At 39.9% G+C, this 16805-nt stretch carries 19 protein-coding genes and 2 pseudogenes; 3 read left to right on the forward strand and 18 right to left on the reverse strand.

Features of this window, described 5'->3' with window-relative positions; all coding sequences use genetic code 11:
• The 11 genes and pseudogenes from F972_RS15085 to F972_RS04630 form a co-directional block, all read right to left on the reverse strand.
• A pseudogene (locus F972_RS15085) lies at positions 1-634 on the reverse strand (IS3-like element ISAba14 family transposase); the annotation flags it as partial.
• 60 nt (positions 635-694) lie between these two features.
• Entirely contained in the window at positions 695-2260 is a 1566-nt protein-coding gene (locus F972_RS04585; protein ID WP_228127549.1) for an AAA family ATPase, read from the reverse strand.
• 105 nt (positions 2261-2365) lie between these two features.
• Positions 2366-3259 carry a recombination directionality factor gene (locus F972_RS04590; protein WP_004644584.1) on the reverse strand — a complete coding sequence of 298 codons (894 nt, stop codon included), beginning with the start codon at positions 3257-3259 and terminating at the stop codon, positions 2366-2368.
• 127 nt (positions 3260-3386) lie between these two features.
• Positions 3387-4430, reverse strand: coding sequence for a YqaJ viral recombinase family nuclease (locus F972_RS04595; protein WP_004644585.1), 1044 nt, complete (start codon positions 4428-4430; stop codon positions 3387-3389).
• 81 nt (positions 4431-4511) lie between these two features.
• Positions 4512-4727: a hypothetical protein gene (locus F972_RS04600; RefSeq protein WP_004644586.1), complete on the reverse strand. Its 216-nt coding sequence runs from the start codon at positions 4725-4727 to the stop codon at positions 4512-4514.
• Positions 4728-4824: 97 nt separating this feature from the next.
• Positions 4825-5859 (reverse strand): DUF932 domain-containing protein, encoded by a 1035-nt coding sequence (locus F972_RS04605; RefSeq protein WP_004644587.1) that lies wholly within the window; start codon positions 5857-5859, stop codon positions 4825-4827.
• A 74-nt stretch (positions 5860-5933) separates the two neighbouring features.
• Positions 5934-6239, reverse strand: a complete 306-nt coding sequence (locus tag F972_RS04610) for a hypothetical protein (protein WP_004644588.1) — start codon at positions 6237-6239, stop codon at positions 5934-5936.
• Between the two features lie 115 nt (positions 6240-6354).
• On the reverse strand, positions 6355-6735 hold the full coding sequence (locus F972_RS04615; RefSeq protein ID WP_004644589.1) for a hypothetical protein: 381 nt from the start codon (positions 6733-6735) through the stop codon (positions 6355-6357).
• 11 nt (positions 6736-6746) lie between these two features.
• Positions 6747-7316 (reverse strand): hypothetical protein, encoded by a 570-nt coding sequence (locus tag F972_RS04620; RefSeq protein ID WP_004644590.1) that lies wholly within the window; start codon positions 7314-7316, stop codon positions 6747-6749.
• A 17-nt stretch (positions 7317-7333) separates the two neighbouring features.
• A complete protein-coding gene (locus tag F972_RS04625; protein ID WP_004644591.1) occupies positions 7334-7594 on the reverse strand; it encodes a hypothetical protein in 261 nt (86 codons plus the stop codon).
• Between the two features lie 590 nt (positions 7595-8184).
• Positions 8185-8754, reverse strand: a pseudogene (locus tag F972_RS04630) (hypothetical protein); the annotation flags it as partial.
• Between the two features lie 258 nt (positions 8755-9012).
• On the opposite strand from F972_RS04630, the gene F972_RS04635 reads away from it, so the two are divergent.
• Complete coding sequence (locus F972_RS04635; protein WP_004644594.1) at positions 9013-9939, forward strand: chromate resistance protein ChrB domain-containing protein; 927 nt, start codon at positions 9013-9015, stop codon at positions 9937-9939.
• Positions 9936-11282: a chromate efflux transporter gene (gene chrA / locus F972_RS04640; RefSeq protein WP_002123392.1), complete on the forward strand. Its 1347-nt coding sequence runs from the start codon at positions 9936-9938 to the stop codon at positions 11280-11282. Before F972_RS04635 ends, chrA begins: the two co-directional genes overlap by 4 nt.
• 41 nt (positions 11283-11323) lie before the next feature.
• Here chrA and dmeF read toward each other — a convergent pair whose 3' ends face one another.
• On the reverse strand, positions 11324-12298 hold the full coding sequence (dmeF, locus tag F972_RS04645) for a CDF family Co(II)/Ni(II) efflux transporter DmeF (protein ID WP_004644595.1): 975 nt from the start codon (positions 12296-12298) through the stop codon (positions 11324-11326).
• A gap of 57 nt (positions 12299-12355) precedes the next feature.
• On the opposite strand from dmeF, the gene F972_RS04650 reads away from it, so the two are divergent.
• Entirely contained in the window at positions 12356-12622 is a 267-nt protein-coding gene (locus tag F972_RS04650) for a metal/formaldehyde-sensitive transcriptional repressor (protein ID WP_004644596.1), read from the forward strand.
• Between the two features lie 396 nt (positions 12623-13018).
• Here the strand turns inward: F972_RS04650 and F972_RS15765 are convergent, their stop codons facing one another.
• The 6 genes from F972_RS15765 to F972_RS04675 form a co-directional block, all read right to left on the reverse strand.
• Entirely contained in the window at positions 13019-13144 is a 126-nt protein-coding gene (locus F972_RS15765; protein ID WP_004644597.1) for a YHYH domain-containing protein, read from the reverse strand.
• A gap of 77 nt (positions 13145-13221) precedes the next feature.
• Positions 13222-13650 carry a YqaA family protein gene (locus F972_RS04655; protein ID WP_004681744.1) on the reverse strand — a complete coding sequence of 143 codons (429 nt, stop codon included), beginning with the start codon at positions 13648-13650 and terminating at the stop codon, positions 13222-13224.
• Positions 13651-14958: an MFS transporter gene (locus tag F972_RS04660; RefSeq protein WP_004644600.1), complete on the reverse strand. Its 1308-nt coding sequence runs from the start codon at positions 14956-14958 to the stop codon at positions 13651-13653.
• 94 nt (positions 14959-15052) lie between these two features.
• Positions 15053-15700: a hypothetical protein gene (locus F972_RS04665; RefSeq protein WP_002123386.1), complete on the reverse strand. Its 648-nt coding sequence runs from the start codon at positions 15698-15700 to the stop codon at positions 15053-15055.
• Between the two features lie 12 nt (positions 15701-15712).
• Complete coding sequence (locus F972_RS04670) at positions 15713-16426, reverse strand: HupE/UreJ family protein (protein ID WP_004644601.1); 714 nt, start codon at positions 16424-16426, stop codon at positions 15713-15715.
• An 18-nt stretch (positions 16427-16444) separates the two neighbouring features.
• Positions 16445-16804: a hypothetical protein gene (locus tag F972_RS04675; RefSeq protein ID WP_004644602.1), complete on the reverse strand. Its 360-nt coding sequence runs from the start codon at positions 16802-16804 to the stop codon at positions 16445-16447.
• Position 16805: the final 1 nt, after the last annotated feature.

The following is a 16805-nucleotide window of genomic DNA, read 5'->3' on the forward strand; positions in this document are numbered from 1 at the left end:
CCTTTGAGCAGATATGGATATTTACGGTGAGCTTGATTAGCCTGGCTTAAATTTGGTTTGCAATATAACGCCTGAATACCCATTTTCTTCATTAAAGTACGTGTATGACGTCGTCCTATATGATGCCCTTGACGATTCAACAAATCACGCATCATACGACTGCCTGCAAAAGGATATTGCATATGTAATTCATCAATACATCGCATCAGCTTCAGATCTGATGAGCTAACAGGTTTTGGGCGATAATAATAACAACCACGGGAGACTTTCAGCAGCTTAGCTTGTTTAGATACTGAAATCTGAAGTGAGTCGTCGATTAACTTTTGTGGTTGAAGCGGCCCAGTTTCTTCAACACACCTTCTAAAAAATCAATTTCTAATGCCTGCTCACCGATTTTTGCATGTAACTTTTTAAGATCAATGGGGGGTTCTGATGGAGCTTTTGATTGATCGAAAGCTTGCGAGGAAGCTGAGATCAATTGATTTTTCCAGTCAATAATTTGGTTTTGATGAACATCAAATTCAGCACTCAATTCAGCAAGTGTTTTTTCTGCTTTAATCGCAGCAAGTGCTACCTTAGCTTTAAAATCATTTGAATGATTTCTTCTTGGTCTACGTGCCATAAAATACTCCATATATTGATGTTTATAACATCATTTGAGGAGCAGAATATCACTTATAGGAGTTGTTCAAATTTACGGATCCATCTCTGTTATTTCTTTTACAAAATCACGACACATCAAAAGCTCTTTAGCCTTAATTACTCTCACCTCTTCTTCTTGTTTTATTTTTAGATCACATGCCTCAAGAGCTTGAACTTGCACCTCAATATTCATCCAAATGGTTGTACCATCAGGTAGCATTTCTGTTAAGTACCCCCACCACTCAGAAGATGTTTTTTCGCTTGTAAATGATCTATATGCCTCCAAGCAATTTTCTTTTTGATAAAAAGATAAACAAGTTTGGATAATCTGAGAAAGAGCTGTTAAGGAATCTTGGATTTGCTTTTGTAAAAATTGAATTTTATTCTGTATACCTGCCAACTCTTGCAACTTCAACAACTCATCTCTAGCATAAATATAAGGATTAACAGTAGTCTGACCTAGGGGTGTTTGACAAGCTGGACACTGATTTGGATTACCATCCTGTAATTCAATAATTGCATTATAAAGTTGTTTAAATGAGACCTGATAACTTGCTTGTGCTAGTTTCCCCTCTTCAATTATTAAAGCTGAATGCAACTCAGTTATTTTCTGCTTTAATGCATTTAATACACTTTGAGAAAGGTTACTTTTAGTACCTAAAGGCGACTGAAGATATGTTTCAAGTATTTGTACACGCCCTGAGACAGCTTCATTACCATTTAGCTCAATTACCATTTGATCAAAACTTATATTCTCTTTATATCGAGTAGCTAAATTTATCTCCTCTGATTGAATGTCGCTTAGCAGTTGCGTGTGTATTTTAATCTGTTGTTCACTACCTAATAATTGTGAACGCTTTTCACCAAGCTCTTTAGACTTTTCTCCAATAATATCAATATATCTACCATCCATATCAGGAGTAAAATTTTTGACAAACTCCGTGAAAGACTCTAATCCAAATAACGTAGAAATTAGTTCTGTTTGTTTAGATGGAACTTGGGCTGCAATACGTGAAAAATTATCTATACGATTCTTTTCAACAAAACAGAATCTATATATTTGCTCATCAGGCTGAACACTTAAGATGTTATTTTGGCTATCTTCAGCCTGAAGAATAGGTGCTAAGAATCGATTAACATGAGCATTCTTTAGATACTCAACTTGGTTACGGAAACGTTTATTTTCAGCATCTTCGACATTACCTAATAAGCAGTATTCTAAAGCCTCACAAAAACTTGATTTTCCTGTTCCATTAGGACCATATATCAATACTAAGTTACTATCTAAATCAAAATGCTCTGGTTTAGAAAATCCTCGAAATGGGCCTACAGTCATACTTTTAATTTTTGCAATTTTCGCTTTCGGCTCTCCCAATGTCGCAGGTAAAGGACTGATTTCTGAACCAACACGTTCCCATTTTAACTGAGCAAACGATACTATTTTTTTTATCCGTTGCCCCTGAGCAGTCTTTAATGGAATTAACTCATCCAAATTTTCTAAAACAAGGTTTGCTATCTTACGTATCTCTACAGAGTCAGTATTATTCAAAGTCTGTAAAAAATTTAAATATTCCACCCGAACCATAAAACCCCCATCTAAATAAATTATAATATTCAAAATGTTAAATCTTTTTTAGAATATCTTTTAACGTACATAAGCTTAATCTTACATTTATAGATTAAGAAAATTTAAAATACAAGGCATCAACAGATGCCTCCTACTTTAGTTCAAAGCTTGTACCGATTGCTGTAGGCCTTTCTGAATATCTTGCATCTGAAGAAAGTCTGGAACTTGTTGCTGTGATTTATTTTCTTCTGGGTAAAACTCTTCAATTTTATCCAATCCCTCCTCTACATCTACTTCAAACCGTGTATTGCCATAGCCTTGCCGTGCCATCTGATCTAAAGCTGCCTGATTAAATCCACACAGCTTACTTTTCTGATCAATCTCTTTCGCCGTTTGAATCGCCTCTTGTAAATGAACACCCTCACGTAACGTCAAATCCACGTAATAGACTGGGGTTCGATAGCTTTGTGTGGTGGACTTTCCTCGAAGTGTTAACTGTAAAGGCAGACATGACAATAAACCATTCGATGCTGCATGGTAATAACTCAGTCTCGCTGCCAAGGTTCGAATGCTGTTAAAGCCTGTTGTTCTAAAAACGAAAGTCCCAAACTCATCCGATTCATCAAGATTCACATACAGACGACCATAGGGCTTACACAATCTACCTTGTGCCAATGGACATAGATCAGGTGAAGGACAGGGGTGATGTTCAACCCCTTGATTGGTTAAGCGCTGACAAGTTTCACCATTGCCTATACACACGGGGCGCCCTGTTTGTCGATCAAATAGACTGTACTCTGCCCTTAGATTCAGTTCAGGATCATTGAAGATCATCCGGACGGGTATGCTTCGCAGTTTTTGATTGGGTGCTTTGGCCCGCAGCTGTTCATCCAGTGGGTGCTTCACCCAACCACTGTCCTTATTTTGGATTTGGCTGGTAATGGTAAATTGATCATCCTTTTCAGGCAGACGTTTGCCGTTCTTTTCCACAACTTTGCCGATACTGATTCTGCCAAGTATTGGCGGTGTGATTGCTAGACCTTTAATCATGGTCCTTTCCTCTTATCTTTAAATAAATTGCTGTATTGATTAAAAATGAAATGGGCATAAAAAATCCCATGTGCTGAGGCATGGGATTTCTAGGCTGGTTGGATATTTTGCTTAGGCTAAATTACTTTCAACCATCATTGGTATAGATGTTAAAACGCCGTGAACCTGTTTTACTTTGCGGGAATTGGCTGAGGTATTCAGGGTGTGATTTCAGCAAAGCCTTGGCATCTAAGCTGATTGAATCCTTAGCCTTTTTCCACGTCACTGAGCCTGCTTTAAAAGTGGCACGCTCCGCCTGCTGCATCTTGGCTTGCAGCTGGTGCTTCAGCAGATCAAACTGCTCCTGATGCTTGTCGATTTGATTACGTGCCTGAATCAGCTGTTCAAACTGCTGGTTGGCCTGCTCATCCCCAGATAAGTCTGCAGTGCTCAATGGCACATGTTCGGGATACAGCTGCTGTAAAGCCTTGGCTGCCGATGCGCTGGCATCTGCATCAGGCGGTGTATCCTTCTCGACACATTCCCAGAAGTAACGTTCTGCATTCACAATATGCTGAATGACCGATTCACTGCGGGTCACTTTAAAAATCTGCGTTTCATGTCCGCAGAGCAGTACACAGATATGCGCTGCTTTCTTTCCCGTTACGGCCAATTGATGCTGTACCTGACACAGCACATATAACGGCACACCATCCCACCACAGCTTGGCGCCATGTTCACCAGCAGTTTTGCATTCCAGAATCTGCACATCTGCATCACCCACTACGGAATAATCTAAGTTAGCTAACATGAAATGCTTGTCTGGGTCAGGATGCTGCAGCACAGCATTCACGCGGCGGACTTTATAGTTGGTATGCATGCTGTAGTATTCAGCAACAAGCGGTTCAAGTCGCTTGCCCCAATATAAAGGCGCATGGCCTTCGCTTTCATCTTCGATGGATTGCTTGATCCTACCTGTTTTGATCATCCACAGTTCCAGCATCGACATATAAGGATTGAGTCCGCAAGCTGCAGCACAGTCACTGCTGCCGATACCTTGCCTGCGTACTTCCAGCCATTCGGCTTGGCTCATATTTTTGGTTTCTACAAAGCGTTTGGCGGTAATAAGTTTAGGTGACCTGAATCCTATAGGTTGTTTAGATGCTGCAGATGGATTTGATAAATTATTCATTGTGAATTCCTCAATTTTAAATTTTTGGCATAAAAAAACCACATCCGAAGATATGGTCTGATATTTCTAAATGAATCTATTTTAAAATGAGACGACTGCTAAATGGCGCTTTAGGTTTTCTTCAGAAACGCCAGCTATTACAATTTCTAAAATGTCTGCATTTAATTGAAGACCTTGATTAAAGGAATAGCCAAAATTACCTTTTATCGTTTCTACTAAAACATCGAAAGATTTCTTATCTTTCATTTTTAATAAAAAACTTTCATCCCCTAATTTCTTAATTGAAATGATACTCACTGTACTCTCCGTTTTACTATTTATCTTGCAAATAGTTAGTGGAGCTTAGAAATCAGAATTTCAATAAGAAGTGTTCAAATAATTGTAAATACACAGATTAGGACAACATCAGTAGCGCCTGTTCCAGTCCACGTTGTTTTAAGCCTGCCCCTGCTCCAAACCATGCTGAATCCAGCCGGTGATCCTGACTCATGGCTCGACGTTCATGATCTGCAAATTCCGTGATACTGCACAGCAACCCATAAGCCGTATCTTTGGCTGAGCTGAGTTCTGCCCCTCGGCCATGCCCGTTAAACATAGTCATGACTTTCGACATGGCTCGGCCATTCGGTTCAACCTTGTCTTTGCTTTGTGATTTACTGGCTACATTGCGGTAGAACTGGATAATGCCTTCATCCTGCTGCATTGGACTGAGGCTGGTATTGTTAAATACCGCGTCAAAATAAGCAGCCGCTTCTTGTTGAGTGACTTTACGTTGACTGAGTTGCTTCATTTCATACATGTGTTCATCCCATTGCCGTACTGAGATTCCCAACTGCTGTTTGATCTTATCTGCATCAAAACGGGTACTGTGTGGGACTTTGACCACGCCTGCACTGCTGTTCTGTCCTTTTAGGGCAATGGCTAAAGTGTTGTTGCACACTACGCGGATTGAAGTAAATTGCGCTGTGGTCGCCAGCGTTCCGTCACAGCCCGTTGCCAACAATATATAGCCATTACTAACATCTTTACCTTTGAGTGCCGCGCTTTGTCCTGTTCTGGCTAAAGCCCAGAATTTCTTTCCGCCTTTCAATACGCCTGCGGTTTCCAGTTCAAAGCCTGATTGCTCTGTTAAATCTCGGTAGAACTCCAACACCTCTGCAGGCTGCACTTCCTGATAACGCTGACTGACCACCGATAGAGGTGCATGGGTATCCGAGCGATAAAGTACGCGCTGTTCTTCATAAGGCATGATGATGTTTTGCCCGCGTTCATTTTGCGCCATATAGCTGACATCAGAAGATTCAATGCGCCAGTCCATGCCGGCCTGCTGTGCCCATACTTCAATCGGCTGATTATGCGTAAGCTGGTTGCCGAGGCCATGCCAAGGGGTGTCACCGACATAAGCCATTTGTTCAATTTGATGCGCCATGTTTATATTTCCTATAAATGTATGTTGAAATTCATGTTGTTGATTAAATGTGTTTAAGGTTTGTGGCTTGAGCTTTATGATTTTTTGACCCAAACAAAATGCTGCTGACAGTCCTGACAAATATATTGATCTTCATTGCGATAATATTTTTCGTAGCAGAATTGGCTGACAACCACCAGCACACCGCCAATCACTACACCTACAGCAGCACCTGCCGCAGGTGAAAAGCCGACCTTCTTAGCAAGTCTTGCTCCCAGCACAGCCATTTGTGCAGGTGAGATATTGCGCTGAAGCTGTTCAAAGTAATTTGCGTTTGATTTGCCAGATGCGGTTTGTCTGACATTGCCCGACTTGCAGTAGGGACATTGAATGATGGACACGGTATATTCCTTGTCAGATGTACCCTGACAAAAGCTAAAGTGAAGGCATAAAAAAACCGCATCCCTTTAGGACACGGTTTAGTCAGTTCTAGATTAATGTTTAGATTAAATACGCTTAGTTAAAGCTGTAGCTCGCTGTTCCCTGCTGTGTTTCAACATCAACACGCACAACATTATCGTAACCGCAGCCGGTTAATTTCAGCCTTAAACGCAAGCCCATTTTAAAATGCTGCGGGTATTCCAGTGATCTGCGGTAGCCTTCATAACTGCATTCACCATTGTTGATTAAAACGTTGGTGACATCGATGGGATCTGGGCTGTTGGAACGAATGGTGATGACATGCGCCACTTGGTTTTGTGCATACCAGTTGCTGGTATCTTCTACATTCATTTCAACACTAAAAGTATTGGGATCAAGGCTGGAGTCGCACCCGTACAGCATCATGCCTGCAGCAGCCGTTACTGCCAGCAGGATCGATTTAAAATATTTATTCATAGCAATCATCCTCAGCAGTAGTTGTAGCTGACGCCGTAATCACCGGTCTCTAAATCAATACTGATCAGATGAATTTCACAATCTGTACCATTATCAAATTTATAAACGTAGTAACGGTTGCCCGCCTGCTCTGACTCTAATGCGCCGTGTTCCTGCAAGCTAAAGCCGCTCACGGGTTTACCCGTATCTTTCGCAGCTTTGGCAAAAACCAGCTGCTGATACTTGTCTATATTTTTTTGCTCAAATTCAGGCAGGTCTGCATAAGGAAGCATGGACAGCAAGGTATCTGCAGCTTTCAAATTTTGATCAAACTCAAAGCTCAGCAATTCAGGTTCATGCTGCGCCGAACTTGAGCCCTTGCTGCCAGCAGTCAATTCCTCTACATCAATGCCATCAACTTCCGCAGCAGGAATGCCTTCCGAAGCAGCAGCTTCTGACGCTGGAATATCACTCGTGCCAGCTGCAGCTGTTTGCACAGGTTTCTGAACGCTGGAATTGGCACTGAAAAAATAGAATCCGGATACGATAATAAGCGTCAAAGCCAGAATAGCTGCCAAACCCAAAATGGTTTTTTGGTTCATCTCAAATCTCCTGTACTTTAGTTCGGTACAGAGACTTGGCCATTATTGGCGTTATAGTGGACAACGCGCGGACAGCCGCCCTGAAAGTTCACCGTGAAATTACGCCAGCCGCGGTTGCCCGGATTGGTTTTATACATGCACTGATACACGCCTCCACCTAAATTTCGAGCCTGCACAAAATAGGATTCACTGGCTTGCGCAAACCAGCCTGCCTGCGCCCATGACGCGCCTGCAAGAAGTGATGAAATCAGGGCAGTTTTTAGGAAAGTTTTTAACATAGTCATTTTCTCTTTTTACAGGCATCACCGGTCTTCAGCAGATCCGGTGTCCCCCATGCAATCTTTGTTGGAATGAATATCTAAGTTTTTGAATTTTTTATAGACGATAAAGCGTACAGATCTACTTAGCTCAAAACAGCATTAGAGATTCATCTTCATATCGGTAATATGTATTTGAAAAAGTTTTATTCTTAAAAAGCTATAAACACAGCTATGCACAGCACGCGGGCCTAATGACCCATCGGCACAAATACTGAAAAAGAGAAAAATAAGGGATGATATTGATGTAAGCGCATGGCGTACTCCTTTGTTTTAAAAGAATTCTGCCAATTCACTGCTAATATGATGGTGGCAGAACGAAGAAGGGTTAGCAGACTGGTAACAAAGAAACCAGCACGCGCAAGCGCGTCCCCCCTCCGCCCTACCGCAAAGAAAGGGGGACGAACGGGTCCACAACATGCAAAATCAGATTTCGCATATTGTCTTTGTTAATGGGTCTGCTAAAACCCGCTGACGATGTAGGTCAGCAGGCTAAGGATAATCTGCACGGTGTAGAGCGTCAAGCAAGTGCTGGAATGCAATATGAATTTTCAGCGCCGTACTGGGGCTCCATCAAACCATTTAAATCCTTTCGGGTAGATGCAGATTCTACTCGGAAGCCCAAACTGACCCGTTTGATTCTCCGGCATGCTATTTAATGCACCCAAAGGACAGCCCGCTTCTTCTTGCATGATCCGGTCAATCCGCAGCGCGTTTTGTGCATCAGCATCGGAAAGCTGATGATGCATTTCTGGATAAACGCATGTGCCCAAATATCCAGTCGCTCTCATCCAGTGCTCTCTGATCTCATTGCAATATCCCAAAGGGTCAGAATAGAGTGATCGGTTAAAGCTCAGATAAAAGTGAATCACATAGCGCTGCTGAACATCATCACGCACAATCCGATAAAAACGATAGACCACCTGCGTTCGATACCAAAATACTGTGGGTAAACTATTTTGGAAATTTGATAAAAATCGCTCTAACTGTCGCAAATCGATAATTTCATTTCCACCGTCATTTAGACTTAGTTCCAGTTTTAAATCCGCTGCATCAGGATAGATCTGGTTTGTATTACGGTAGGATTCTCTCAACTTTTCAGTCCGCTTCTCGTAGCGCTCAGCGCGCACAACAGACACAATCCAAGACACTGTTTTCAATAAATTTCATCAATTCTTGTTCTACATTTACCGTAAAAACTACCGCAAAATAGATCTGTACAATACCCGAAAATTTCTTAGATTCAGTGATTGAAAGGGATGATCCTTACGTATATCAGCAAACAATATATCAGATTCCCTGAATAACTAATTAAGTATAAAAATTATCACGTCAAATTTATTTGTTATAAAATATACAAAATTTGTAGAGTTTATAACATGAATATAAGCATCCTCATTTCTAGCCTTTCCACACAAAACTCTTCTGCTCGAATGAGAATTTGGCGTTCCATCAAAAGCTGTGGCGCAGAAACTCTGCGTGATGGTGTCTATGTGCTACCTAATGAACAAAAGCAGCGCTTTGACCCCATTATTGACGAGCATCAAAGTGCCGATGGCATTGCCTATCTATTCGATTCCGTTAGCAACAATAATTTAGACTTAATTCAACTATTTAATAGAAAAAGTGAATACTCTGAATTTTTGCTACAACTGAATGAAATAGAGAGTTCACTGAATGTTGAGCAAAAAAATGAACATTTAAAAAGCATTAGAAAATTAAGAAAGCAACTTTCATCTCTCATCGATATTGATTTCTTTCCTAATGAATTACAAAACACAGCCTTAAACGCGATATCAAAACTCGAACTTAAAATTCATCACCTAGGGGAATCAAATGAGCCCTCTTCTATAAATAGTGATCTACCTTCTCTTAATCTTCATGACTTCCAATCTAAAACTTGGGCTACGCGAAAACGACCTTGGGTGGATCGTTTAGCTTGTACGTGGCTCATTCAAAAATTTATTGATAAAGACCCTACTTTTATTTGGCTACAAGATATTAAAGATTGTCCAGCAGATGCTTATGGTTTTGATTTTGACGGTGCAACGTTTACCCATGTTGGTGAGCTTGTGTCATTCGAAGTACTTTTACACAGCTTTAATTTAGCCGATAAATCACTTCTGAAAATCGCTGAAATTGTCCATTACCTAGATATTGGCGGAAATGAGCCACCAGAAGCACTTGGGCTAGAAAAAATATTACAAGGACTAAGAAGCAGTATTCATGCTGATCAACAGTTGGTGGAATTATCCAATCACATTTTTGATGGTCTATATACCAATTTTAAAGGCGAGAATTCATGAATCAATTGCAAGAAAACGATTTCGAGCCCAATCCAGAGGTTAGCTTTAAAGAGGCCATACTGTTTTGGTTAAAACTCGGATTTATCAGCTTTGGCGGGCCTGCAGGCCAAATCTCTGTCATGCACCAAGAATTGGTAGAACAAAAAAAATGGATCTCTGAAAAGCGATTTATGCATGCGCTCAATTACTGCATGTTGCTTCCGGGGCCTGAAGCACAACAATTAGCAACCTATATTGGCTGGCTAATGCACAAAACAAAAGGCGGTATCATAGCCGGACTATTTTTCATTTTACCTTCCCTTTTTATTCTCATCGGTCTTTCATGGGTCTATGCAAAATTTGGAAATGTACCTGTCATTGCAGGGCTTTTTTATGGCATTAAACCTGCTGTCACCGCTATCGTCTTTCATGCAACCTATCGTATTGGCAGTAAGTCACTGAAGAATAAATATATGTATGCTATTGCATGTGCCGCATTTATTCTCATTTTTGCCTTTAATGTTCCGTTCCCCCTTATTGTGCTGCTGGCTGCTTTAAGTGGTTATCTCTTAAGTAAATTTGACCCAAAATTATTCACTAGCAATGTTCACGCATCAAGTCTCAAAGACTACGGGAAAGCAATTATTGATGATGATACGCCCACACCTGAACATGCCATTTTCAAATGGTCTCGCTTGATTAAATTGCTGGTTGTTGCAATTATTTTGTGGTGTCTCCCTATAGCATTACTGACAGTAGCTTATGGCTGGTCTCACGCTTATACACAAATGGCTTGGTTTTTCACTAAAGCAGCCTTAATGACATTTGGTGGAGCTTATGCGGTTTTACCTTATGTATATCAAGGTGCTGTTAACTTCTATGAGTGGCTTAAACCAACCCAAATGATCGATGGTTTAGCGTTGGGTGAAAGCACACCCGGCCCACTCATTATGGTCGTTGCTTTCGTTGGGTTTATGGGCGGGTACAACCTTGACCTATTAGGGCCTGAACATAAGTTTTTAGCTGGTGCTTTTGGAGCAACAATTGTTACTTGGTTCACCTTCCTATTTTCGTTTGTGTTTATTCTCGGTGGAGCACCCGTAATCGAATCCACTCACAATCAAATCAAATTTACTGCACCACTGACAGCAATTACCGCAGCCGTTGTCGGCGTAATTCTTAATTTGGCCCTCTTCTTTGCTTACCATGTACTATGGCCAAAAGGGTTTGAGGGGCAATTTGACTACATAGCTGCAGTAATAACCATACTCGCTTGTATTGCTCTCTTTAAATTCAATCAAAGTGTATTAAGAGTCATCGGTGCTGCTGCAATTTTAGGGCTTATCATTAAACTAAGCATATAAAAAAAGAGCAGCTCAAATGAGCTGCTCCTTTTTATCTATTTTTATACTGCAGCTTGGAGTCTAGAACTTGTATTAATTTCTACTGAAACGTGCACAATTTCCTCATGAATAGATAAGGCTTTTCTGACTTCATCTGCCGTGATATTTAAACTGCTTACATCTAGTGACAAGATACAAGAAAACTTACCTTTACCTACCTTCCATACATGAATATCAGTAATTACGATTCGGCTATCTAAGTCATCAATGACTTCCTGAATTTCTTGAACAACTGGATGTTCCATTTCAGCATCCAGTAAAGTTTTGCCTGTCTCGCGAATAAGCCCCCAAGACCAATGTGCGACTAGAAATGCACCTACAATACCCAAAACTGCATCTAAGAAATCCCAGCCAAAAAATTTACCTGCAAATAATGCAATGATCGCTAATACAGAAGTCACAGCATCTGCAACGACATGTAAGAAAGCCGCTTTCTGGTTTAAATCATGTTCATGATGCCCATCTTCATCATGGTGATGGTGTCCATGATCATGATGGTGATCATGTTCGTGGTGATGATGCCCACTATCGTGTAGTAACCAAGCACAAATAAAGTTCACAGCAAGACCAATCACTGCAATTGATATTGCTTCGTTATAGTGAATATTGACGGGATTAAATAGGCGCTCCACCGATTGTATTCCCATAAACAATGCCACAACCATGAGTAAGATCGCACTAGAGTATCCAGCTAAAATTTCTATCTTCCATGTACCAAAACAGAATCGCTGATCTTGTGAATATTTACGTGCCATTCGGTATGCAAAATATGCTAAGCCCAATGCCAGCATATGTGAACTCATGTGCCAGCCATCTGCAAGTAAAGCCATCGAATTAAAGAACCAACCTCCAAAAATTTCAAAGACCATCATGACGCCCGTCAGGATTGTCGCAATTAAAATTTTCTTCTGCGCTAGCGGATTTCCTTCATCGAATTGATGCGTATGGTTGCTTTTAACATTACTTAGATATTGCATTTTTTTATGCCATCAATAATACTCCCCTACAGTATATTTAGTTTGGACAGAAATGCTATGTCTCATTTGCATCAAGACAAAAAAATTTTAAATCGGGTTAAGCGTATTCAAGGACAAATCAACGCCGTTGAGCAGAGTTTGGCCGACCCTAACAAATCATGCATAGAAGTACTGCAACAGGTCGCTGCAGTCCGTGGTGCTGTGAATGGATTAATGAATCAATTGATTGAAGCACATCTAAAAGAGCATGTAATCAAAGATAAAGATGCGATTAATAAAGAAGAGTTAAAAGAGTTTTTAGCATTACTCAGCCGCTATCAATAAAATGACATGATAAAAAATCTCTTTTCAATTTTTATAGACTTGATATGATGAGTACATCTTTATTGCTTAATAGTTTATATGCGACCCCGAATACGTAAGTTTTTAACTTCTCTTTATTCAACTCCAGATTCAAAAGCGCTCGAAATAAAGTTCAATTTAAGTCATCACTGTGACTTTGAACTTTTTAAAAGGTTTAAAAAAACCAACTGCCAAAGCATAAAAAATGCGATTCACAGTATCCTTTATGAGCGAGGCTATACAACTGCCGAAATCTCCGTATTAACAAACTAATTTTTAAAGTTAGCCTCATACTTTGTATGGGGCTTTTGCATTAATGATTACATTACTATTTTATTTCAACTCATAAAAAAGAGGTCTTTTGACCTCTTGTAGACTTTAATGACAGTGGTAATCACCTGTTTTGCTGTTAGTATGGCAACCTTGTTTATTTGTACCACCCGAATGCGCATTTGTATAAGTTACAAACATTCCCAGCACACAAACTAAAACTATTTTTTTCATTTTTGTATCTTCCCCGAGTTGAATAAAACTTTTAGATTATAGAATAACCAAGTTCCTTTTTTTTATTAGAATATATTTCAAGCAACCTCTAAATAGATCATGTAAACAACGATATATCTTAAAAATTTAGCCGTGAAAACCAAAATTATAAATGTAGTAAATTTTTCCTTTAAAACTCCACTGACTAACGTAATTGGATCACCAATCACAGGCACCCAACTGAGTAATAACATGGGTGAACCATACTTTGCATATAAGATTTGAGCCTTTAATAAATGCTTCTCTGATACTGGAAACCAACGCTTGTCTTTATAGACTTCTAGCTTGATACCCAACCACCAGTTCACACAAGAACCAAGTACATTCCCAACTGTTGCTACAAGTATGAGCAACAGCTCAGAATGCCGACCTAACAGAAAAAAGCCTGCTAACACTGTCTCAGATTGCAGGGGCAATAGTGTTGCTGCACCAAAGGCACTTAAAAATAATAAAACATAGGCCATCATTTATTTCGGCCATCTTTGATGGTTTTCATCTATCACATAGTCATGTGAATGCTTTCCATCATGGTTGTGACTGAGTAGATGTTCATGATCCACAGGTAAATCATCATGTGAATGTACGATTACGGATTCATCTTGTTTTGGCCAAATCATAAAGGCAATACTCATTGCTACTAGAGCAATGACCGCCATAGGCACAAATGTAAAGAGTGTTCCAAAATTGGTACTCAGCCAACCCACTAAAGGGTAAGCTATCAACCAGCATGCGTGTGAAAAAGCGAACTGCGCGGCAAATAATGAAGTTCTATTTTCACTAGATGCAGATTTACGAATTAACCGACCTGTAGGTGTTTGAGATACTGAGTAACCTATTCCCAAGACAAACCATAAAACTAATAGTCCGTTGTATGAGTTAATAAAAAACCCACAGAATAAGCCAACGACTAATACAGCTGTGCCGCTCAGCATCACAGCTCGATCGTTAAATTTATCCAGAACATTAGGCAATATAAATGCCGAGAGCATAGACCCTAAGCCAAACAAGCCAAAGGCCCAAGTGGAGGCATGTTCATTTAGCTTAAAGGTTGATTGAACGAGTACAACCGTATTTACAATCACTACAGCACTGGCTGACGCAATCGCAAGGTTTAACGCTAGGAGTGCCTTTAAACGCGGAGTATTAAAATAAATTTTTGTCCCCTGCTTTATTCTGTAATACACCCCTTTAAATACAGGTACTTTAGCAGCAGGCAATTTTGCACTGACAACAAAAAGTGCTGAACCAATAAAGCCAATGACTGTGCCTAAAAATAGATTGTGATAGCTTATAAATCCAAGTAAAAATCCTGCCAACATTGGGCTAATAATATTCTCTAAATCATAAGCCAAACGAGAAAGAGACAAGGCATTGGTATAATCTTTTTCTTCAGGCAATACATCAGGAATCATGGCCTGAAAAGTAGGTGTGAATGCAGCTGATGCAGATTGCAGAATAAAAATTAGAATATAGATTTGCCAAATTTGGGTCACAAAAGGCAGGCATAAAGCAGTTAAAGCACGGATGATATCCAACCCCACTAAAACTTTTTTACGTGGCAGCCTTTCTGCAAAGGCTGAAGCAATAGGTGCTACCCCAATATAAGCAATCATCTTTATCGCCAATGCTATGCCTAAGACCTGAGCAGCCTCCCCTTTAGCAATATCATACGCCTGTAAAGCCAAAGCAATCGTAATCAGCCCAGTTCCAATAAGCGCAATGACTTGAGCTAAGAACAAATGCCTATACGTTGTATTTTTTAAAACTTCTAGCATTTTTGGGCCCCCTTTTAGAACCTATTTTTTATTTCAAAAATCAATGCCAATTAAAATCTCCTTGGATTTTATTCCAAGGAGATTTTTTTAAAGCTTAAAAGACTTTCTTCATATCACTGAATTGGCCTTCAACTTCCAATGTCACTGAAACAGGACTTTCAGTTCTATTACGCCAGAACCAGCCGTGTTTACCATCAAAAGCTGCTGTTAATGTACCTGTTTGCTGAGTTTCATTACGTCCTTTGCCATAACCATGGTAAAAGCCCTTAGGAGCGCTCACTGGATCACCATGCGTGTCATAATTTAGACCACCGCCTGATGTTGTCCATTTAAAATTCACGCTAGCACTTTCCGGCATCGCCAACTTAATTTCAGTGGCTTGTCCGGGCTTCAACTCAACTGTCATCTGTTGCTTTTGAATTGCAGGCATTAGCATTTTTTCTGCTTCACCAATTGGCATAGATGATTGAATATTAGGGTCACTTGCAGCTTCACTCGATATCGTGTTTGAAACTGCCTCTCCCATACCATTTTCAGACTCTTGAGCCAAAGATTGCTTAATTTCACCCATCGTTGTTAAGCCTAGAACTTTACCAACCCCAGTAGGATCAATATTGTATTCAGCTGGCATAACAACTGTAACTAAGACAACTGCAGCACTCACTGCAGCGATAATGGTTGATTTAACAAGTTTCTTTGCAGAAGGTAATTCAACATCTTGTGGAATTTGAGCGTTGTACATATTTGAAAATCCTTATTGAGTAACGAAGCCAGTAAGCTGAAAGCCCACAAGTAAAAAGCCAAGGAACATTAAAAAAACGTTGCTTTGATAAGCTGTTTTGAAGAAATACGGCGTTTTTCGCCACATTGTCATCAACAGCAAAATCATCGCTAAAGCCATAAATTGACCAAGCTCTACCCCGACATTAAATGCAATGAGGTTTGCCAATAGACCATCTGCCGAAACTTCATACTCTTGAATTTTTACCGCTAAACCGAAGCCATGAATCAGACCAAAAATTAACGTCGCTGCTTTAGTGTTGGGCTGGAAACCAAACCAACGCTGATATGCACCTAAATTATCCAAAGCTTTATAAACAATAGAAAAACCAATAATTGCATCAATAATGTATGCATTCATGGAAATGTTGTAATACACCCCAATCAGCATTGTCACAGAGTGACCAATCGCAAAAAGGCTGACATATAAGCCAATATCTTTCATGCGATATAAGAAAAAGATAATCCCGACGAGGAACAGCAAATGGTCATAACCTGTAACCATGTGCTTTGCACCAAGGTAAATAAAGGGAATGATGTGTACCCCATAAATTTCTTGAATATAGCCTTTGTCACCTTCTGCCACGCCATGGGCAAAAAGTGCAGGACTCATCAAAACAGCACTTAAAGTAATCAATAACTTTAAAAATGCCTTGAGTCTCACCCATTGTGGAAAAATAAATTGCATGTAAATCAAACTCCAAAGTTAACTAAAAAGAAAAGTTTCTAGCGATGTTTTGGGAGGTTTGAAAATACGACTGATCATGAGATAGAGATAATTTTTCACTCTATCCAGGATCAAAATAAAGGCTAAAGTAAATAACAAAGTCATCGATTGACCAGACTGATATTCACCAAAATGCTCATGAAAATTATCATGATGAATATGGTTTTGCTTTTGATGCACATCATGAAAATGTACACTTTCAAACTCATAAACCGCATGTTCTTGGTATGCAGTCTCTGCATTGTGCGTATTAAAATGCAGGCATAGTGCAAGACTGATGATGCAGACGAACCACATCATCAAATTTCTAAACTTTCTATCTCTCACTATGCCTATCATT

The organism is Acinetobacter sp. CIP 102529 (genome assembly GCF_000368325.1).
GTDB classification, from domain to species: Bacteria; Pseudomonadota; Gammaproteobacteria; order Pseudomonadales; family Moraxellaceae; genus Acinetobacter; species Acinetobacter parvus.